This window comes from Dictyobacter halimunensis, assembly GCF_036245075.1.
This window is the reverse complement of record NZ_BSRI01000001.1, coordinates 2,402,581-2,423,705: the sequence shown is the minus strand read 5'-3', so window position 1 is coordinate 2,423,705 and position 21,125 is coordinate 2,402,581. Positions and strand designations below refer to the sequence as shown.

Sequence of the window (21,125 nt, the reverse complement as noted above, 5' to 3'; positions counted from 1 at the left end):
ATTCCATCCATTTAATGAGGGGAAACCCTTCTATTAAATTACTGGAAGGGAAACCATTCCATCCATTAAATGGATGGAGAAGCCATTTTCCATCCATTTAATGGAGGGGGGAAGCCATTTTCCGCCAATTAATAATGCAATCATAGGTGCCGGGCTCGCTCCGGCTTTTTTGTCGCGCACGTTGCAGGTGGAGCCAACAACGATAGGAGATGGCAGTTACGAATGGGGTTGGGGAGACGTGATGGGAGGGGAGGTACGTTGTAGGTATGGTTTGAAAATAGAGGTTGTGAGGATGGAGAGAGAACGATGGCGTCTGCTGGTACAAGGAATTGTGCAGGGAGTGGGCTTTCGTCCCTTTGTGTATGGATTGGCTCAGCGCTGGCAGCTGGGCGGCTTTGTGCTGAATAATAGCATGGGGGTGCAGATCGAGGTCGAGGGAGCACCCATGGCGCTGCGAGCGTTTGAGCAGGCTCTGCATTCGGAGCTTCCACCACTGGCGCGGATCGATGAGCTCCAGGTTGCGCGGATGGAGGCCCATGGAGAGAACTCTTTTGTGATCATTGAGAGCCAGCGCCAGGACACCAAACATGCCTTGATCTCACCAGATAGCGCCACCTGTGATGATTGCTTGCGCGAGCTATTTGATGCGCAGGATCGGCGCTACCGCTATCCATTCATCAACTGCACCAATTGCGGTCCCCGCTTCACCATTATTCAGGATGTTCCCTATGATCGCGCCAACACAACTATGCGCGCCTTCCAGATGTGTCCACAGTGTCAGCAGGAATATGACGATCCTCTAAACCGGCGCTTCCATGCGCAACCGGATGCCTGCGCTCTTTGTGGCCCCCAGGTGCAACTAACGATGCACGCGGGCGGTGAAAAGGGGTCGCTGGAGAGAGACACCGCCGCCATCGAGCGGGCAGCCGCCAACCTGGCCGCTGGCATGATCCTGGCGATAAAGGGGCTGGGAGGCTACCACCTGGCCTGCGATGCCTTTAATGAGCAGGCGGTCCAGTGTCTACGCCAGCGCAAGCAGCGAGAGGCCAGGCCCTTCGCCTTGATGGTTGCCAGCACGGATCACGCGCGTCAGCTCTGCCACATCAGCGCCGCAGAGGAGGCGTTACTGGAATCCCATCGACGTCCTATCGTACTATTGTGGCAGCGAGAAGATCGGCAGGTCGCGTCCGCCGTGGCACCCGGACAACATACCCTGGGGGTGATGCTTCCATACACACCTCTCCACCACCTGCTCCTGGCCACCTGCCAGAAACACTTCAGGTCCGATCGGCCCGTTGTACTGGTCATGACCAGCGGTAATGTCAGCGATGAGCCGATCGCCTATCGCGATGAAGATGCTCGCACGCGTCTGACCGCCATCAGCGACGGCATCCTGGCACATAACCGGGACATCTTCATACGCTGCGACGACTCGGTCGTGCGCGTTAGCAGGGCGGGTCAGCAGTTCTTGCGTCGCTCGCGCGGCTATGTGCCGGAACCCATCACGCTACCCTGGCCAGTGCCAGCACCGATGCTGGCCTGCGGCGCCCATCTAAAAAACACCTTCTGCCTGGCCAAAGAAAAACAGGCCTTCATCAGCCATCATATCGGCGACCTGGAAAACCTTGAGACCCTGCTCTCATTTAAAGAAGGCATCAATCACTTCCAACAGCTTTTTGATATCCAGCCCGAGGTGGTCGCGCACGATCTCCATCCTGATTATCTCGCTACCCGTTACGCGTTGGAGCTGGATCTACCAACAATCGGGGTACAGCATCATCACGCCCATATCGCCAGCGTCATGATTGAGCATGGATTGACTGAGCCCGTGATTGGTATCGCTCTGGATGGATCGGGATACGGTCCGGATAACGCTATCTGGGGTGGAGAGATATTGCGGGCGGACCTGAGTGATTTTGAGCGCTGCTTCCACCTGGCATATTTGCCATTGCCAGGTGGCGAACAGGCTATCCGGCAGCCCTGGCGCATGGCCGCCGTCTATCTCTACGCGGCCTATGGCACAGATTTCCAGCGGCTAGACATTCCTTTTACCCGGCAGCTACCCATCCAGAGCTGGAAAACATTGGAGCAAATGATTAAGCGCGGCCTGAATTGTCCGTTCACCTCTAGCATGGGCAGGTTATTTGACGCAGTGGCTGCGTTGCTGGGCATCCAGTCACAGGTGCAGTACGAAGGGCAGGCCGCCATCGAGCTAGAACAGCTGGCCATGGCGTCTCCAGCCAGCCAGCCATGCTATCCCTACCGTATCTCCTGTTCAACAGGAGAGCTGGACGTACTCCCTATGATCCGCACCATCGCCAGAGACATTGAACAAAATATAACGGCAGCCACCATCGCGCGCCGATTTCATAGCACTATCGCTCACCTGCTCGTCGCGGCCTGTGACGAGATTCGCTATCAGAATGGACTACGCAATGTGGTGCTGGGAGGAGGAGTATTTCAAAATCAAGTATTGTTAGAGGAGCTCATACCACGATTGCTACAATGCTCTTATAAGGTCTATCTCAACCAGAAGGTGCCCACTAATGACGGAGGACTGAGTCTGGGGCAGATCGCGGTGGCGGTGGCCAGATACACCAAGTAATCAGCTGCTCCTTCCAACAGAAGATAGCTCCGGTCACCCTGGTCCTACACATAAAAAATAGGTGGCCATACAAATGGTAAATGCATGGCCACCCGCTCATCGACTAACGGCGATGATGCCCGAAGCGGCGATGACCGAAGCGGCGATGACCGAAGCGACCACGGCCGAAGCCTCCCCAGCCTCCCCAGCCTCCCCAGCCTCCCCAGCCGCCACCCCAGCCTCCCCAGCCTCCGCAACCACCACCCCAGCCTCCGCAACCACCACCGCAACCTCCCCAACCTCCCCAACCGCTGCCCCATCCCCAGCCTCCCCAGCCTCCCCAGCCTCCATTGACGTTTTGCAATTCCATGTCAGACAGTTCCTGAGCATCCATCTTTGCTAACAATGCTGGATACGAAGTTTCACTCAGGACGTCTACACGCTGATCGGTTTTGCCACTAAACATCACGTTCATCCTTTCGTAAAGTATCAGGAAGTCCTACTGGATAAAACTCCGGGTGGCCATGTGCCACTTCATATATATTCGATTATGTTTTCTATGTCAAGTCTACTATAAGTTTCATTTTTCACGTAATTTAATCATAAATTAATCTCTATTTATTGAGGAGATGTTACTCATGTAAAATATGTTAGAGCTTGCTGGCTGCTGGGCGGGCATCAATAGTCAAAAAATGCTGTCCGAAGACTACAAATGAGCTTTTCAATGGATCAGAGAGAGGGGAAGAAAGATACAAAAAATCAGACCGAAAAATAAAACCCATGATAATGCAAATGCATTTATCATGTTAGCTGCATCTCTCTATTACTAGCCTGTCCCACGACACAATGGAGGCAGCAAGCGGAAGACTTGCTGCCTCCATTCAACCGCGTGAGTTGCCATGCTGCTAAGGACATTCGCGTACGAGCTGCTAACGGCGCCATCTACGATGGCCCCAGCCCCAACCCCAGCCGCTGCCCCAACCCCAACCCCAACCTCCCCAACCGCTGCCCCAGCCCCAGCCCCAGCCCCAGCCTCCCCAACCATAACCTCCATAAGCACCGCTGCCCCAGCCTCCTCCCCATCCCCAGCCTCCCCAGGTGCCATTCACGGCCTGCAGGTCCATATCAGACATTTCCCTGGCGTCTACCTTGTCTAGAAACGCGAGATATGTTTGTTCGGCCAGGACAGCTACGCGCTGATCTGTTTTGTTGCTAAACATCGGGTTTGTCCTTTCATCAAGTATCAAGAAATTCTACCAGGAAAACTACGGATGGCCGTGTGCCACTTCATATGTACTCGATTATATTTTTTATGTCAAGTCTACTATATATATCTCATTCATTATAATTTAATAATATACTAATCTCTATTTGTTGTGTATATATCTAACTGCTAAAAAATATACTAGAGACAGCTGGCTGTAAAATAAGCATCGCAATTGAAAGCGCAACCTGCTGCTGGAAGGGCCTATTTTAAGGATGCAAACAAAGAGAAAGAAGATCTACACAGGGCGGGAAAAAAGTAAAACCTCTGATAGAGCAATACTTTTAATAATTACCAGTCATCGTTCTTTACATCTCTTACCGGCATAAAGAAGAGAGCAGCAACCTGGAAAAGGCGCTGCTCCCCAATCAAACCTATGTACTGTTATATCTTCAAGAGTATGAGCATACAAGTTGCTAGTGGTGGTGATGACCACCGTGGTGATGACCATGACGGTGACGGCCACGGCCACGGCCGAAGCCTCCGTAGCCGCCCCAGCCACCCCAGCCGCCCCAACCACCCCAGCCACCCCAGCCGCCCCAACCTCCGCAACCACAGCCTCCGTAGCCGCCCCAGCCACCCCAGCCACCCCAGCCACCCCAGCCACCATAACCTCCACCGCAGCCACCCCAGCCGCCCCAACCACCACAGCCACCATCGACTGTCTGCAGCTCTGCGTCAGACAATTCCTCTACATCTACATTGGCCAGAAATGCTGGATAAGCGGTCTCACTCAGGACATCTACGCGCTGATCTTTTTTGCTATCAAACATCACGTTCATCCTTTCGTAAAGTATCAGGAAGTCTCACTGGAAAATTCCAGGTGGCCATGTGCCACTTCATATGTACCCTATAGTGATTTATATGTCAAGTCTGCTATTATTTACGAATTCAACAAATTTAATAATAAGTTAATCTATCGTTGCCATCGCATGTTGATCTAAAAGCGATGTGCAGGAATCTACCGCTTGTATAAAGGGATTTTCCAGAGTGAAAAGCTCACTGATGGATACATAGAAGGATGATAGCAGGCCAGGTTAGAGGCGAAAATGAAAGAAAAGAAAGCAACCAAAAATAAAACTCCTACCGATGCAACTTCCTTTATTGCTAATCAGTATGAGGTGGTGCGCTTCAATAATCGTGCCTTTATGCTCGCAGCCGATGAGCTTGTTCATAAATAGTCGAGTATAGGATGTGTGATCTTTAGCAATGCGATGCATAGAAAGTACAGATCCTATACTCCTGCTGCGGGCTGCGCAGAAGGTTTCAGACTTCTGCGCAACCAACAGAGTGATGATTGTAGTATGGTTATACTGTCGGCTGTATGGCCATACGTATGACTAGTGGTGGTGGTGTCCGCCGTGGTGATGGCCACCGTTGTTGTTGTTGCTGCTGAAGCTGCTGAAACCCCAGCTGCCCCAACCTGGGCCACCCCAACCTCCCCAACCACCGCCGTAGCCACCCCAACCGCCATAGCCACCACCCCAACCGCCACAGCCACCCCAGCCACCCCAGCCACCCCAACCTCCCCAGCCGAAGCCACCGTAGCCACCATAGCCGCCGCAGCCACAGCAACCGCCGTAGACGCTCTGCAACTGTCCATCAGACAATTCCTCTGCATCTACACTTACCAGAAACGCTGGATATGACTGAACATCCACATGCTGATCTTTTTTGCTGTCAAACATCAGATTCATCCTTTCATCAAGTATCAGGAAGTCTCACTGGAAAAATTCCAGTTGGCTATGTGCCACTTCATATGTACCCTATAGTGATTTATATGTCAAGCCTACTATAATTTACGAATTCAGTAAATTTAATAATAAGTTAATCTATCGTTGCTTATGCACATGGAATTAGCAGCGGTATATAGGAATCCACGATAAGCCGAAGCGAAAGTCTAGCGTCAAAAGCCAGACAATAGGTGATGATGACCTTTTTAACGGGTCCATATGAGGGGCAAATCTGTTAAAAGAAAGACAGCCAGAAATAGAATTCCTATTGTTGTAATTCCCTCTATTACCAATTATTATGGACTAAAATACATTCACACATGCGAATTCAAGCCATTAGCATCCATGGCTATCAGAAAACAAAGGGACTGGCAAAAAGAGTCTCTTCCATAAATAGTATTGTAGAGACTAGAAAAGAGGGCCACCCGATGGCCGGATTAAGAAGTGACCTTCAAATAAAGGGTTCAGCCGCCGGAGGGGCGGCTGGATAAGGGGAATAGGTAAAGAAGTATTCTACCGTGTATCAAACAGTCTCTGGTGTCTCCAGAGGGCACACATATGGTTCAGCCATCAGTGCTCTTTTACGTCCCAGACAAAGAGGTTGCCACTGATGTCGGTTGAGAGAATGCGATCCACGCTACCGTTAGGGGCCCAGGAGATGGCGTCCACCAGCGTTTTGTGGCGCATATATGTGCAGACTAGCTGGCCATCGTTGTTATCGCCTGAGACGTTCCAGACCTGTACTTCGCCATTCTGATTGGTTGAGGCCAGGTAACGACCATCAGGCGACCAGGCAATCGCGCCACGCCAGTCGCCTCTGGTGAGGTTGCCAGCGTTATAGGTGCCATCGATCAAGGTTACCCGATCATGGATATGGATCACGCCATCGGCCAGGGTATAGGCCAGGCGCATCCCGTCAGGCGACCAGGACAGCCCGATGACGGTCTGGGATAAGCTCAGATACGGTATAAACTCTTGCGCCAGGGTCGAATGGCCCGTGCGTACATCCCACATTTCAATCTTCCAGCTCTGATGGCCATCATGATCTGCAGAAACACTCACCGATGCCAGTACATTCCCTCTGGGCGGCCAGGCAATCGCTGTAATCGTCCCCTGCTGGGCGGTATAGCTGGTCAGATAACTTCCTGTCGCGGTGTCCCAGATAGAGATAGTGGTGACGGCGCTGACATCGTTGAGGGCCAGGGCAACGTAGTGACCATCAGGGGAAAACGACGCGATCGGAATCTGCGAACTGGTCGGAATGGCCAGAATGGTCTGCTTATTATCTTTGCGCAATCTGACAGACCCTTGTTGCAGCTCAGCAGTATAAAATGAATGGCTCATACGCGTCAGGTCAAGGATGGTGGACGAGGTATCATACATGGTCATCGACTGGGGCGCGACGGCGCTGGCTATCTGCACGGCCCCCCGGCCGTCCGCCCAGGCAAACTGCCCCTTGTCCAGCCAGGTGATGCCCGAACTTTTGCCACCGATGTCGTGATAATGAGCATATTCAATGATGTGGTTGCTCTCAGCGGGAGCCATCAACGGCGGGGGCAGGATCGCAAACACGCAGATCAATAGCATGCCGATCAGAATACTCAGGCCCATGGGCCGTACCGCCCGGCCGACATTGTATAGTCTGGACAAAAAATGGAGCGGCTGAGAACCATCCGCAGCGTGCGAACTGGTCTCCGTATGCTCTTCGTGGACATGGAAAACGTTTGCTTCACTTGCGGGCAAAAACGTATCCTTCGCACTCTGCTGCTGGCTTGCCCGGCTTTGCAGGGATGCACCGGCCAGATCGCCCAGCACATCTTCCGCCGCCTGCTGCACACTGGTATCATTATCCGCCAGCGCGCGCAGCAGCAGTGAACGAGGAACGCGCTCCCCCAGATCACCCAGCGCCAGTACTGTAGCCTCGCGCACCATCCAGGAACGATCATGCAGGCAGGCGCTTAAAGCATCCAGGGGAGCACGCTCTCCCAGCTTGCCCAGGGCTGTCACGGCGGCGGCGCGAACCGTCTCATCCTGATCTCCCAGGGCATATACCAGCGCATCCAATGGCACGCGCCGGACGTGTTGTGCCAGCGCCTGCACAACGCAAGAGCGCACATGCCAATCAGTATCATAGAGGGCGGTCAGGAGGGGGGCCAGGGGAATGTCTTCTTTCATTGTACCCAGTATCCGGGCGGCGGCGGCCCGCACAGCTTTATGTTCATCCTGTAGAGAGGTTAGTAGTGCATCCAACGGAGCTCGCCTCTCGCGTCGCCCCAGTTGCTTCAAGGCACTGACACGTACGGGCCAATCAGGATGCTGCAAATCAACCAGCAGTTGCTCATCTGAGCGCGCGCCATCTGCTTCGCTACTGCCCAGACCAAAATAAGTTAAAGGTGGAAGCGACAACCCGGGCGCATCATCATTCTTGCCGCGGCGTCCTTGTCCAGAGGCAGTTTCGTCCTCTGGAAATCCCTGGTGATCGCTCTCGTCTTTGGCCATTTGAACTTATCCTACCATGTTCACCTGCATCTGCAACATCTTCCTCAACTGCTGAATGCCACGCCGTACATACACCTTGACGGTGCCCAGTGGCTGGTTAAGCACTTCAGCCACCTCTTGCAGGCTCAGCTCTTCAAAATAGTATAGACTGACCACGGCCTGGTACTGTCGCGGAAGCGAGGCTACCAATGCCTCTAACTCCTGCCGGCGCTCCAGCTGTTCGAAAACCTCTTCTGGATTAACACCGTTCTCCTCATCTGACTCAGACCATATGTGCTCTTGTCTCTCTTCCAGGGCGATAGATAAACCTTGCTGCTCAGGTGAACGACTGACAAAATTATAATAAAGGTTCCAGGTAATCTTATAGAGCCAGGCACGTGCCTTGAGTTCCTGCCGTTGCCGAACCGAGTATCGCTCTAACGCTACGTATGCTCGGATAAATACTTCTTGAACGATATCCTCGGCATCCTGAGGGTTGCCAAGACGCGCCGTTACAAACGCCTTCAATGGCTGCCAGTAGAGCGCTACCAGATGCTCGTAATAGACATCGATCTCATTGGCAAACTGAGCCAGGCTCTTCTCACCGCTCACATCCATAACACTCCAGTGTGTTCTTGCTTCTCTTAGGAGAAAACACAATAAAATGATTTCTGGTTACACCGCTTGCTTCAAACAAAAGATATATTCCCATACACAAAGACAATAATCACTGCTACATAAAGACAATAACCATCAGGCTGGAGAATATCTCATTGATGAATCTCGCAGGGTGTATATTTGATACGCCGAAAAGGGCCTCAATGGCTTCGAAATGTAACTTATTATAAACGAAACTGACTCAGATGTCTCCATTTGGGAGGATCTGGGTTTTGACGCCCTCGCCCCGCCTGACCTTCTCCAGCGCCTCCGAAAAATCTGCGAGCGGCAAGGCCTGCGTTAACATGGCCCCGGTATCGATGGCTCCGCTGCTCATTAGATCGACCGCGGCAGCATAGGAAAAAAGGACAGCCATCGAGCCAAGGACGGTAATCTCATCGTTGTAGATGCGGAAAGGTGATAGCGAGATACGCGCTTCCTGGGGAGCCACGCCAAAGACCATGAACTTCCCACCCCGGCGGACCGCGTTAAAGGCTCCTTCCATAGCCTGTGCGACGCCGGTGGCATCGATCACGCAATCGAAGCCCAGTGGCTCATCTTTCAGCAGCGCGGCGATATCTGTCGCGGTGCGAGAAGCTCCCAGCTGCTCTGCCCGCTTCAAACGCTGCGTGTTGGTATCGTTGACCACCACCTGCGAGGCCCCGCCGCGCAACAGGAGCTGTAATAAGATCAGTCCCATCGTGCCGGCCCCGACAATCAGACATTTATCACCCAGGCGTGGATTGAGGCGGTGAACGCCATGGACCGCACAGGACACGGGTTCGATCAGGGCCGCTTCGCGATACGAGATGTTATCCGGCAACAGATAGGCGTTGGCCGCTGGCACCTTTACATATTCCGCGAAGGCCCCGTCCACAGTATCCCCGATAGCCCCCCAGTTCAGACAAAGATTGCCATGGCCGGAACGACAAAACTCGCATTTGCCACAAAACAGCGATGGATCGACCGCGACGCGTAGTCCTGGCTTGAACTTCGCCGTCACCGGATCTTTCCCCTGCTGTATATTATTGCCCACCGCCACTACTTCGCCAGCGAATTCATGTCCAGGCACGATTGGATAGGGAGTGGGAGGGAATGATCCCTCAGAGATATGCAGATCAGTGCCACAGATGCCGCAGGCCCCAACACGAATGATCAAATCATCCGCCCCCGGCGTAGGCTCCGGCTTCTCACCAACGCGGATCGTTCCAGGTCGCTCAATAATAACTGCACGCATAGCAATCGCTCCTCTCTTCAAACCGATGAATTCGGACACTCTCTTATTGATACGTCTCTCAAGAGGCTATCCGCTGACCTTTCGGCTGTCAAGCCTGTATGCGGGTTGGGAGCGCGATGTAACTGATCTGTTTGCGGTTGATCTTGTGGAGGGGAAGGTATAGGAAAAGCAACAAGCATTAAAGGGCCTTTCCTCTTGGGAAGCAAGGAAGCTGGGGTAAGTCCAGCACCTACGCGCTTCCCGGTGGATGGTTTCTCTCTTACTCGCTTACGTTGGATGCCTCGGGCTCAATCTCCGGCTCTCCGGTGCCCCAATAAACCATTTTGCCTCCGGCGCGCATCAAGGTGATGCCCAGCCTTCTTACACATGTCGTTCCAGACACATAGTCGTTTGTTTGATAGGTTCCGGCGCGCATCAAGGTGATGCCCAGCCTTCTTACACTCTTTCTAGTAGCCCGCTGCCATGAAAATTTTCTGTCTGCTACATGTGGTTCCTGTTCGGGCTCCTCGACGAGGATACGAACGAACATTAACGTCATCATCTGATTATTATATGGAAACATAGGGATCGATGACTCCTTTATGCGACTGCAGCCGCGCTATTGTACGGTTGTCCTGTCGCTGGTATGTATACGCGGATCATCGCTAAGACTAACCGCGTTCTTGACCGTGAATAGGTACTGTGAACAATAATAAAAATTTTCTGTCCTTCAGCAGCACGAATCAACGACCATATATGTTTCACTATAGATGAGACAGGTTACTTCTTTGTGATATGTTTTTTAATTACACGTTCATTGGCCGCCATTATTTTCACCTGTTCTTCCGTTTCCGCCACAACCTGGTAGCCGCTATAGAGATAAGGCTGGATAAAGAAGTCCTGAGCCAGCAGATGATGGATGCCGTAGTGCGGATGGCGATGATGGATGTCGCAGAGCACCATGATATTGTCTTCCGAGTCGATAAACTCTTCCAGGGTCTTGTAGTTATTGATCTGGGGGAAAGTGATATGCAGCTTTTTGGGATCGCAGGCATTGAGCAGGCTACGCTCGATAGGATAGTGATGCGTCTCGATGGCGCTGGCTCCGAAAGGATTCTCGCGTGGATCCTTCAGCGTGGATTTGCGCACACCACAGATGGCGCAGGGGGTATCCAGTTTATTGACCAGGCGGTTATGGGTCTGGATATATAGGGGCGTCTCTTCTCGTGGTGCATGCGGGGGCGTCATCTCGATCTCGGCCACGCCAAAGATGGTGGCATGGACGTGGGTCAGCGTCTCCGTCGTTTCACCATCGCCCCGCTCAATCTTCTTGACCTTGATATCGGTGGTGATCTTTTTCTGGTCGGCGGCGCCATGACCGCCCTTGCGCGGCTCGACGGCCACCTTCTTGACCACGTCTTCGTGAATATGCGTCTCTTTCTTACCATGGCCCGAACGCTGAACCTTATCGACCTCGATCTCTTCTTTCACGTGCTCATAGACACGCGACTTCGCATGGTGGGCGGCCTGAGGTGTCAGGCTCAGATGGCTCAAACCCGGAACAGCTTTCAGCAGTTTATTGAAGCGCAATGGTCCAAACATATATTTTCTCCCCCGCAACAGGTAAATAATAGTCCAACAGGTGTATCCCCCACCTGAAGTTGATGTGTATAAATATGGTTTCTACCATCATAGAAGTCATAAGATGATCTGTCAATCCGTAGGCCGGCATGACTGGGGAGCGCAGGCGCCCCACCCTTAAATTCAATGGTGGAGCAAGTGGTGCGCACGTGCGCACCACTTGCTCCACCATTGAATTTAGAGCGTATAGCGCAGGGATGCGCACTGCCATTGAATTTTGGGGTGTATAGCGCAGGGATGCGCACTGCCATTGAATTTTGGGGTGTATAGCGCAGAGATGCGCACTTACATTGAATTTGGGTGTATAGCGCAGGGATGCGCACTGCCATTGAATTTTGGGGTGTATAGCGCATTTCCATTGAATTTTGGGTGTATGGTGCAGGTGTGCGCACTTCCATTGAATTTGGGATGTATGGTGCAGATGTGGCGCAAATGCGCCACATCTGCACCATACATCCCAAATTTGAGCACCGAAGGTGCGAAAGATAGAGGGGTGTTATCATATCTTCCAGATATGGCATAATAATAAAGAATGAGATAAAAATATGAGTTTAAGAGCCGCGAATAGGCGGCTCTTTCCATGGACATAATAGAAGTTTTTTCCACCGCAGAAATTGAGGATAGCATGCAGCAGGAACCAGTCTATAACCTTCCCACCATGAATGATGAGGTTACGCATTTGCAGCCGCAACAGGCCGGCACTTTTATGAGGAAGGTGCCACCGCAGGTCTTTGCGCTGCTGGCGATGGTCTCGGTGCAATCCGGGGCGGCGGTGGGAAAAGGTTTATTTCAGAGCATTGGGCCGCTGGGAACAACCTTTTTGCGACTGGGATTCGCGGCCATTCTGCTGCTGCTCTTCTGGCGTCCCGATGTGCGCCACCTTACACGGCGGCAGATCGGGGTGGTGATTATCTTTGGGGCCACTACCGCCCTGATGAATGCCGCCTTTTACGTCGCCATCAATCGCATCCCCCTGGGGATCGCGGTGACGCTGGAATTTGTAGGACCACTAGGGGTGGCGCTCTTGCAGTCGCGGCGACTGAGGGATCTACTGTGGGCGGCACTGGCCGCGGCGGGTATCATCCTGCTGGCCCCGCTGGGCGCGGCGTCCAATGTCGATCTCATCGGAGCCGGCTTTGCGCTCGTCGCGGGCATCTTCTGGGGTGTCTATATTCTTGTCAACGTACAGCTCGGACGCGCCTTCACCGGTGGCGGCGGACTGGCGCTCTCAATGCTGGTCTCGGCCATCCTGATCGCACCTATAGGTATTGCCTCAGGCGGCCCAACGGTCTTTGACCCCCATATCTTATTGATCGGGCTGGCCGTCTCCGCGCTTTCAACCATCATCCCGTTTACGCTGGAGTTGGAGGCGCTGCGCCGCCTGCCATCCAGGGTCTTTGGCATCTTTATGAGCGTGGAGCCGGCCATGGCTGCCACGATCGGCTTCCTCTTTCTGCACGAGATCATCACCGCGCGCGACCTGCTAGCCATGCTCCTGATCATTACGGCCTCCATCGCCACCTCGCTGGAGGCCAGATCGGTACATCAATAGGTAAAGATCCCAAGCTTAAAGGCGGAAGAAGCTGAGCCAGTCCAGCAGGGCTGTGCGGCAGCCACGGCGCTCATCGAGGGGGAGAGTCGCTGGTGACACCACGACGCGCCGCTCTCCGCCGCGTCCCTCCTCTTTAGCGGACACAGGCATCAGGCGTGCTTTAACATTATGCTTTGGTCGCAGGGTGATGACGGGATTGAAGCCGGGCTGATAGCTGGCGGGAACCTCCGGCTGAAAGCGCTGCATGATGGTGGCCAGGATCAGGCGCGCCTCTAGCTGCGCCAGCGGCATGCCGATGCAGGTGCGCGGACCGCCCCCAAACGGGAAGTAGGTCCCCGACGGCACCTGCTGTCCGTGCTCGGGATCCCAACGCTCGGGACGGAAGACCAGCGGATCGCCCCAGATCTCCGGCAGGCGATGCATGACCCACTGACTCAGCATGATGCGGGTCCCGGCCTGAAAGCGTACGCCGTCCAGTTCGAAGTCGGTGGCGGCAAAGCGTCCCTGAATCCAGGCGGGCGGATAGAGGCGCATCGACTCGCTGAGCACCCAATCGGTGTAGGTGAGCTTAGGAAGATCTTCGAGCGTCGGCGCGCGTCCCGCCAGGACCGTGCGCAGCTCGCCCTGCAGCTTTTCACGCACATGAGGATGTTGCGAGAGCAGGTAGAAGCTCCAGGCCAGGGCGATGGCCGTCGTTTCATGACCGGCGGCGATAAAGGTCAGGATATGGTCGTGGATCTGCTTATCGGTCAGAAGCTTGCCTGGTGTAGCGCCATCCTCGGCCTTGAGCAGCATGGAGAGAACGTCGTTGTGCTCGCTCGCATCACCGCGCCGCTGCGCGATCAAGGTATAGATCGACATATTCATCTTGCGCATGGCCGCCAGGCGCTTGCCATAGGCCGTCACAGGATTATCGATGCGCAGATTAAAGAGGGTATCCAGGATACCGGCCTGGCTACCAATCATCTCATCAAAAGTTCTGCCGAGGGCATCAAGCTGGGACGCGAAATCGATATCGAACAGGCACTTGCCGATGATGCGCAGCGTCAGCTCCTGCATGTCGTGATTGAGATCAACGGTATCCCCGATATGCCACTGCGCCAGCGCCTCCTCTGTATACTGCATAATCACGGAAGCGTAGCCTTCAACCTGCTTCTTATGGAAGGCAGGCTGCACGGCCCGACGCTGCTGCCGATGCTTCTCGCCATCGATGGTCAGCAGGCCCTCGCTGGCGGTTGTCTCATCCGGCTGCGACACCTCGCGCGAAGTAAAATCGCGCGGATGCTCGATCAAAACATAGCGCACATACTCGGGCTTGAAAAGGAATACCAGCGGCATGCGGCCCAGATACACGGTCGCCATATCGCCATAGGCACGCTGCAACTGCTGCAGGTAGCCCAGAGGATCCTGCCGGAAGGCCAGCATATTGCCGATCATCGGCCACGGCCGTGGTCCTGGTGGCAACGCTGGCAGCGTCTTCGTTTCAGTATCGTTAGCAACTGTTGTCATCGCGTCCCTCACCATTCGAATGCTCGATGCACACATACAAATTGTTGTCTCTTCTATCATAGAACATCGAAAGTCACATGAACAACCAGGGACGATTGACCACTATAAAGAGCAGACTAATAGCCCTAAAAAATGGCCCGTTTTACGTCTATTTTATAGGTATGTATGTAGCGATACAACCTGGTAGAAGTAGCATCTTTCACCCCTATTCGGAGCAGCGGAAGCTGTATCAAAGGGAACGCGGCCATGACGGACCATATCATCTTTATCCACGGCGTTAACACCCGCGAGACAGGTGTTACGCCAACCTATGCCGACGACTTGATTAAACAACTGTACCGCAAAAACGAAGCACTGGACAACCCCTTAGACCTGAATATGATTCCGCTCTATTGGGGAGATGTGGGCAAAGAGGACGAGGCAGCGCTGTTGCAGAGCTACCAGCGATCTCCCCTGTGGAAAAAGATGAACTTCACCGGCATTCGTAGCAATCAGCTCCTACAGTTTACCGGTGACCTGGCCCTCTACATCAGCCGCTTTGACGGCATTAAAGTAATTGAACGCCTGCGTCTGCAGGCCATAGCGGGTCTGCAGCAGCAAGGCGGGACCGGTCCGCGTCCGGGCGATCGTCTGCACCTGGTCACGCATAGCATGGGGACTATCATCCTGTTCGACGCGCTCTTCAGTGCCCGCTGGGATCCCGCCAAGACCTCCGACTACCAGGGAGTTGAGCAGATCCGCGAGGCCATCTTCGGCCTGGGCGCGCAGCCAGGGCAGGGTCTGCCCCTCTGCAGCATCCATACCCTGGGCTCGCCCATTAGCATCTTCAGCCTGATCATGATTAAAAACGGCAACGGCATCATGGAGAGCATGCCAAACACCCATGACATCACGCCACGGCTGCAACAGATGCTGGCTGCCCTGTACACGATCCTGGGACGCAAGCTTTCATGGCGCAACTACATCCATCCCGATGATCCCGTAGCGTATCCCCTGGAAGACCTGCTCTATAGCATGATCGATCCCCAGCAGCTTTTGCTGGACATCAATGACATACTGACCCAGGAACCGGGCCTGTTGGATCCCCTGCTCAACACGCAACTGGTGGGGGAGGTTGCCGAGATCGCCCTCTTCGGCGGCAACGCGCACAATAGCTACTGGACCAATGAACTGGTGGCCAGCGCCATCTTCGAGACCCTGCATCAGACCAGCCAGCTAGATGACCAGAACGCTCCCATGCAGCAGCCTCCCGATCTCACAGCCTGATACTTGCCACGTAACACACACCTTCAACTTTAGAACATGCATAAATGAAAATTACCACGGTACGTGCGGGGCTTGCCCCCGCTTCCTTGCCCCTCCAAAGGAAAGGGTCCTTCAAAGCGAACAAGGGCGATTGCATACAATGCATCGCATCATGCTGGTTGCTTTTTCGAACAGCGAGCAAGGAAGCGGGGGCAAGCCCCGCACGTACTGCCTTATTTGTCATTTTAGCTTGATACAAAGTTGAAGATATTGGGGTCAAACCCAGCATCTAAGGATCAAACCTGGCACCTATGTCGGGAAGAACCAGCCGTGGAAGCCGAACGGCACATGATGCGGCACCTCGGCGCGACCTATCTCGGCAAAGGTATGGGCATCCAGCACCAGCAGGAACGAGTTGCCCTTGCGAGCGTTTAAGACCACGGAGAGCACGACGCCGTCATCCTCGGCACGCGCATCAGGCGCCTCGACCAGGATCGGCTCGCCCGGATAGCAATCCTGCTCAGACCAGATGGTGGTGGTGCGCGTATCGACATCGACCCGCACCAGTTGATTGGAGACCGCCTCGGGACGCTGCTTGTCCACGCTTATCCCGTAGGCAACCCCATACTCACGCGCGTTGCTGCGCCGGTAATTGATGGTCGGCAGTTCGATCCCCTGCCATGACAACATCTCGTATGTCACGGGATCGGCGGGATGGCCGAGCGGGAGGTGGTAGCGTCTGAACTCGCTCTCGTTCGTACCGTCGACTCGCCCCCTGTTATTGCGCAACTGCTCCAGGTAGAGATCGGTGACGATTGAGGCATCGGGATAAGCCGACAGATCAACGAAGACATCGCCATCTTGTTCAAAAGCGTTGATGTGGTGGAAGGAAAAAAAGGCGTCGGTACTGAACCTGCCCACGATCGAACCATTGCGCTTATCCATCACGAGCAACTGCGTGCCCTGCTCAGGATACCACTTGAAATTCTCAATAAAGGGCCGGTTGCGCATCAACAGTTCCATAGGGTTGACGCGATATGGGTACTCGGCGATGATCACATACTGTTCACTGATGCTAAAACTATGGATATATGAAGGCAGCATGACGGGATAGGATCCGATCAGCGTACGTTCCGGTCGGCCCTCTTTGATAGCGAAGACCTTGAACTGGCTCTCCATGCCGAACTCGGTCATATAGCTAATCGTCCTGCGATTGCTGGCGTCGTGGTGCGGATGGGCTGAGCCATGATGACCGGTTAAGCGGTCACCAAACTCCATCACGCCCAGCGTTTCCAGAGTACGCGGATCAAACACCACCGGCAGCGGGGTCTCGGTCATCGCCACGTACTCGCCCGCCACATGGTTGATGCTGACATTGGCGTTGACAACCTCCGTCATCGACGGCTTGAAGACCGCTTTGCAGGGATCGGTGCCGAAGGACGCGCCAACAATGCGTCCCTGCTCCATCGACTGCCGGTAGCTATCGCTCTGCAGAAACTTGTTGGCATACGAGACCCGGCCCCGCTCAAAGGTAAAGCGATGCAGCATAGCAAAGCCATCAAACCAGTGCTGAAAGGATTCCGTGCCCACCTCGAACTTCGCGGGCCCATTGCGCACGAGAGAACCGCTGAGCCACACCGGAATGGAACCCTGGATCGGAAGCTGGTCCAGAGCAATCTCTTCATTTAAAGACGTATAGCCGATTGTTGAGTCGTGTTCCATATCGATATCTCCTAATCGTCAGGGCAACCACTCAGTAATATATATCAATATACATCTCCAGGCATTCATTGTCTGCTATGACTGCTGAGGCACCAGCTCGCCGCTGCGTCTCACCCGGCAAATATACGCAAAGGTCCAGGCAAAAACAGCGCATAACACAAAAGAGGAGGCCAGTGTGAGACTGGCCTCCTCTTTTGTGTTATGCGCTTAAAACTGCTTAGTCACGGCTCTTGAGCAGATCATTGATGTCGTTAATCTGCTGGGTCATCCAGGTGCGCAGATTATCAGTCTCTACCTCGTGGTGGGCGCGCTCGGCCAGCTCATGGCGCTCTTCTTTAGGAAGAGTCAGCGCTTTGTAGAGCGCCTCGGCGGTCTCGTTGCGTCCCGCCGGCGAGATAGCGATCGAGGCATTCTCTAGCTGCTGGAAAGCACCGCTACTGCGGGACAGCACCAGCACGCCATCATTGCGATTGACGGCTGCACCCTCTTTCGCCACCAGGTTCATCCCATCGATCAGCGAGTTCACAAGCAGGACATCATAGAATTGCAGCGCAGCCAGCGCGGTGGTGCGATCATTCTGCACAAAGGTATGGATCGGCTCCCAATCCTTGTTGCCGTATTTCTGATTGATCTGCTCGATCGCTTTCATAGTCTCGTCATGGTATTCTCGATAGAGAGGAAGAGACTGGCGCGAAGGAATCAGGAAAGCCAGGAAGGTCGTTTGCCCGTGTAGCTCTGGATGCTGCTCCAGCAAGGTTTCGTATGCCAGGAAGCCCTGCACGATGTTCTTGGTCGGCTCGATGCGGTCGACGCGCATCAGGTTATATTTATTCAGCAGCGGCTTGATATTCTCGGCGGCCCGCTTGCCCGCGTTGCTATTCACCAGGCGGAGCTCATCGGAGACCGATATAGAGATGGGATAATCGCGCACATGGGTCTGATGACCGTGAAAAGTTACATGGCGCTCATCAAAACTGACCTCGGCATCCTCAATAAAGGCACGCACACCATCCAGGAAATTATGCGCATCCCCTCGCGTCTGAAAACCAAGGATATCGTTGCCCAGCAGGCCCCGGAAAATATCGCCGGTGATATCAGTCGGCAACGAAGAGGCCCAGTAACGATGCTCGGGCCAGGGAATATGAATAAATTGCTGCATCGCCACCGAGGGGTGCTGCTCACGGATCATGCCCGAGACCAGGTACAGATGATAATCGTGCAGCATCACCAGCGCCTTGGAATCCTGGCTGGCAATCTCCGCGTTCACGGCATCCGCGATAGCCTTATTCACCCTATAGTAACCATTATTCCAGATATCTTGCAGCTGCTTAAACGGAATGATATCCGCTGCCTGCTCCAACAGGTAATGCTGCGTAAACCAGAGCACGCGATTGCTGACCATATCATAGTGCTTGCGATACATCGTCTTTGGGACCGTCACGTAACGCAGGCGCACATCGATATCCTTGATCGGTGATGGCATGATGCCATCTTGCGCCGCTTTGAGCGCCTCGCGATCAGCATCGGTCATCGCCAGGGCAACCCAGGTGGAATTGACCTTACTGACGGTACTCGTCAGAGCCGTAACCACGCCGCCTGATCCACGGCGTGACTTGACCTGACCTTCCTTCGTTTTGAAGTACTCAACGGGTCCACGATTGGTAGCAATAATAAGACGGTCAGCATCTATAGATAATTGACCATTGTCAGTTTGAGGTTTCTTTCTGGTTGCTGTAGACATCAATCCCCCACTCCTTCAATACGACTAAATCTGCCTCCTATTTTTACACGAACCATATGATCAAAGCAAGACAGAAAGCCGCCTGAACAACTATACAAGAAATACTTGCAGCGGCGTTGTCGACCATAAGCACATTGTTGACAACTAAAATTCATCATATCTCCTATTATAGTTTACATCATAAATATGTGATTTTGTTGAATCTCGGTTAAAAATATGTCATTGTGGATCGCAGCACAACACAACAGGCGGGGTGCACCCACCTGTTGTGTTATACCACCTTCTTCCAAACAAAAAGGGAAGGTCATTCAGTATTCGGAATCCTCAGCGAAATAGACACGTCGCCGGCGCGGCTCCTGAGGCGCTGGCTGAGGTATGTCGGCGACTCTGATGCGTCCTAGCTCGCGATAGAATTTTTGCACCTTAAGCGCAAAAAGCGTCACGCAGCAGAGCAGTATGCAGCCTCCACCAGCCTCCCAGTAGCTGCTGATTGCATCCAGAACCTTCACCGTTGGATCCTGGGAAGGTGCCTGCACGTAGGCGCCACCGCTCCCAAGAAAAGGGAAGAGTACAATCAAAAGGCCAATCAAAGGGACGAGACAGAGAATCATCTGGCCTTTCAGGCGCCAGGAGACGCTGCTCTTCCAACTTTCTACAAAAAAGATAACGATAAATAAGACCGACTCGATGGCAACAATGTAGCGTGTGATGTAAAGCAGATGAGTATTTAAGAGCGTATACATGACGAACATCGCGCCCAACAAAATAAACAGGATAAACAAATGATCCCTCTTAAACATCCTACAGACCTTCCGCTATGTGTTTTGTTACACATGACTTTTGAGTATTATACATTCTTCATGCCTGTTTTGTCTCGTCCATCGCTTCTCACTACAAAAATTTTCGTCATGAGTTTTCGCACCTGCGGTACTCAGGAATCATTTTTCTAATGATGCACGGAATGCGCGAATGCGCATTCCGTGCATCATTAGAAAAAACGGTGCGATCGCGCACAGGAAATCAGGCGAGCTACTCGGTCTCGGTCAGGTCTGAAACTTCCAGTTGTTGTAGCATACGTTGCAGCTTCACATCGCGTCCGGTGCGTGGCGACAACTCTGGCAGGGTAAGCACCAGATCAAAATTGTCATCGCCCGCGATGCGATTGAAACGCTCAAAGTCGCAGCCCAGGCAGCGATGAACCAGCACATACTCACCATTTGGCCGCTGAAAGTAGCCAATCGGGGCCATCTTTGAGCCACACGCGTTCAGACGGTCCCCCTTACTCTCATCGACATGCCGCGAGTACAGGCAGAATGGACAGTGGTTCCGATGGTGGCCGCCATATGGCAAGGGACCAATAAAGCGGCGGCAGTTCCTGCATTTAAAGACATCGTTCGTGGATCGGTTATGTCGATGCTGGCGGGTGGGCTTATGGGTCGAATATTCCCGGTAATCGTTATGGGTGGTATGCCTACGTGTTGTACGCAATGGTTGTCCTCTTCTTTTCTGTCAACAAAAAGTTTGTTTGAACGCCATGGCGCCACCACTGCCCGCGATGCAGTCTGTACGGTGGCGCAAAAAACCAGAGAGAGGACAGGACGTATTGTTAACATACTGATACCCATGAATAGCTTCCCTTCTAATGCCGGACGGCTTCAGAGCCCGACGGCAAATTCAACAGTGGAGATGCTGTGCACCCATGCACGCGCATGGGTTCCGCAAAGGCATAAAGATGTCCGGGCGCATGCATACCAAAAAAGTGCACAGAGAATTAGAAATTAAG

Annotated in this window: 18 protein-coding genes; 4 read left to right on the top strand and 14 right to left on the bottom strand. The window is 53.4% G+C overall.

The window, feature by feature from the left end; all coding sequences use genetic code 11:
* Positions 1–292: 292 nt before the first annotated feature.
* Positions 293–2,605, top strand: a complete 2,313-nt coding sequence (hypF, locus tag AABA21_RS09755) for a carbamoyltransferase HypF (protein ID WP_338249284.1) — start codon at positions 293–295, stop codon at positions 2,603–2,605.
* A gap of 103 nt (positions 2,606–2,708) precedes the next feature.
* Here the strand turns inward: hypF and AABA21_RS09750 are convergent, their stop codons facing one another.
* The 3 genes from AABA21_RS09750 to AABA21_RS09740 form a co-directional block, all read right to left on the bottom strand.
* Positions 2,709–3,050 carry a hypothetical protein gene (locus AABA21_RS09750; protein ID WP_338249281.1) on the bottom strand — a complete coding sequence of 114 codons (342 nt, stop codon included), beginning with the start codon at positions 3,048–3,050 and terminating at the stop codon, positions 2,709–2,711.
* A gap of 463 nt (positions 3,051–3,513) precedes the next feature.
* Positions 3,514–3,804: a hypothetical protein gene (locus AABA21_RS09745; protein WP_338249280.1), complete on the bottom strand. Its 291-nt coding sequence runs from the start codon at positions 3,802–3,804 to the stop codon at positions 3,514–3,516.
* A gap of 460 nt (positions 3,805–4,264) precedes the next feature.
* Entirely contained in the window at positions 4,265–4,621 is a 357-nt protein-coding gene (locus AABA21_RS09740) for a hypothetical protein (protein ID WP_338249278.1), read from the bottom strand.
* A 276-nt stretch (positions 4,622–4,897) separates the two neighbouring features.
* On the opposite strand from AABA21_RS09740, the gene AABA21_RS09735 reads away from it, so the two are divergent.
* Positions 4,898–5,029, top strand: coding sequence for a hypothetical protein (locus tag AABA21_RS09735; RefSeq protein ID WP_338249276.1), 132 nt, complete (start codon positions 4,898–4,900; stop codon positions 5,027–5,029).
* Positions 5,030–5,188: 159 nt separating this feature from the next.
* On the opposite strand, the gene AABA21_RS09730 is transcribed toward AABA21_RS09735, so the two are convergent.
* The 6 genes from AABA21_RS09730 to AABA21_RS09705 all read right to left on the bottom strand — a co-directional run bounded on the left by AABA21_RS09730 (position 5,189) and on the right by AABA21_RS09705 (position 11,534).
* Positions 5,189–5,536 (bottom strand): hypothetical protein, encoded by a 348-nt coding sequence (locus tag AABA21_RS09730; RefSeq protein WP_338249274.1) that lies wholly within the window; start codon positions 5,534–5,536, stop codon positions 5,189–5,191.
* 615 nt (positions 5,537–6,151) lie between these two features.
* Entirely contained in the window at positions 6,152–8,080 is a 1,929-nt protein-coding gene (locus tag AABA21_RS09725) for a HEAT repeat domain-containing protein (RefSeq protein WP_338249272.1), read from the bottom strand.
* A gap of 6 nt (positions 8,081–8,086) precedes the next feature.
* Complete coding sequence (locus AABA21_RS09720; protein WP_338249270.1) at positions 8,087–8,677, bottom strand: RNA polymerase sigma factor; 591 nt, start codon at positions 8,675–8,677, stop codon at positions 8,087–8,089.
* 241 nt (positions 8,678–8,918) lie between these two features.
* Positions 8,919–9,953, bottom strand: coding sequence for a zinc-dependent alcohol dehydrogenase family protein (locus tag AABA21_RS09715; protein WP_338249269.1), 1,035 nt, complete (start codon positions 9,951–9,953; stop codon positions 8,919–8,921).
* A 259-nt stretch (positions 9,954–10,212) separates the two neighbouring features.
* On the bottom strand, positions 10,213–10,515 hold the full coding sequence (locus AABA21_RS09710; RefSeq protein WP_338249267.1) for a hypothetical protein: 303 nt from the start codon (positions 10,513–10,515) through the stop codon (positions 10,213–10,215).
* Between the two features lie 197 nt (positions 10,516–10,712).
* Complete coding sequence (locus AABA21_RS09705; protein ID WP_338249265.1) at positions 10,713–11,534, bottom strand: hypothetical protein; 822 nt, start codon at positions 11,532–11,534, stop codon at positions 10,713–10,715.
* A gap of 664 nt (positions 11,535–12,198) precedes the next feature.
* Here AABA21_RS09705 and AABA21_RS09700 point away from each other — a divergent pair.
* Positions 12,199–13,125 carry an EamA family transporter gene (locus AABA21_RS09700; protein ID WP_338249264.1) on the top strand — a complete coding sequence of 309 codons (927 nt, stop codon included), beginning with the start codon at positions 12,199–12,201 and terminating at the stop codon, positions 13,123–13,125.
* 15 nt (positions 13,126–13,140) lie between these two features.
* Here the strand turns inward: AABA21_RS09700 and AABA21_RS09695 are convergent, their stop codons facing one another.
* Entirely contained in the window at positions 13,141–14,634 is a 1,494-nt protein-coding gene (locus tag AABA21_RS09695; RefSeq protein ID WP_338249262.1) for a cytochrome P450, read from the bottom strand.
* A 246-nt stretch (positions 14,635–14,880) separates the two neighbouring features.
* On the opposite strand from AABA21_RS09695, the gene AABA21_RS09690 reads away from it, so the two are divergent.
* Positions 14,881–15,900: a hypothetical protein gene (locus AABA21_RS09690; protein ID WP_338249260.1), complete on the top strand. Its 1,020-nt coding sequence runs from the start codon at positions 14,881–14,883 to the stop codon at positions 15,898–15,900.
* Between the two features lie 288 nt (positions 15,901–16,188).
* On the opposite strand, the gene AABA21_RS09685 is transcribed toward AABA21_RS09690, so the two are convergent.
* The 4 genes from AABA21_RS09685 to AABA21_RS09670 all read right to left on the bottom strand — a co-directional run bounded on the left by AABA21_RS09685 (position 16,189) and on the right by AABA21_RS09670 (position 20,830).
* Positions 16,189–17,601 carry a carotenoid oxygenase family protein gene (locus AABA21_RS09685; protein ID WP_338249258.1) on the bottom strand — a complete coding sequence of 471 codons (1,413 nt, stop codon included), beginning with the start codon at positions 17,599–17,601 and terminating at the stop codon, positions 16,189–16,191.
* A gap of 217 nt (positions 17,602–17,818) precedes the next feature.
* Positions 17,819–19,342: an alpha,alpha-trehalose-phosphate synthase (UDP-forming) gene (locus AABA21_RS09680; protein WP_338249256.1), complete on the bottom strand. Its 1,524-nt coding sequence runs from the start codon at positions 19,340–19,342 to the stop codon at positions 17,819–17,821.
* A 308-nt stretch (positions 19,343–19,650) separates the two neighbouring features.
* On the bottom strand, positions 19,651–20,142 hold the full coding sequence (locus AABA21_RS09675) for a hypothetical protein (protein ID WP_338249254.1): 492 nt from the start codon (positions 20,140–20,142) through the stop codon (positions 19,651–19,653).
* 229 nt (positions 20,143–20,371) lie between these two features.
* Positions 20,372–20,830, bottom strand: coding sequence for an RNHCP domain-containing protein (locus AABA21_RS09670; protein WP_338249252.1), 459 nt, complete (start codon positions 20,828–20,830; stop codon positions 20,372–20,374).
* Positions 20,831–21,125 lie beyond the last annotated feature (295 nt).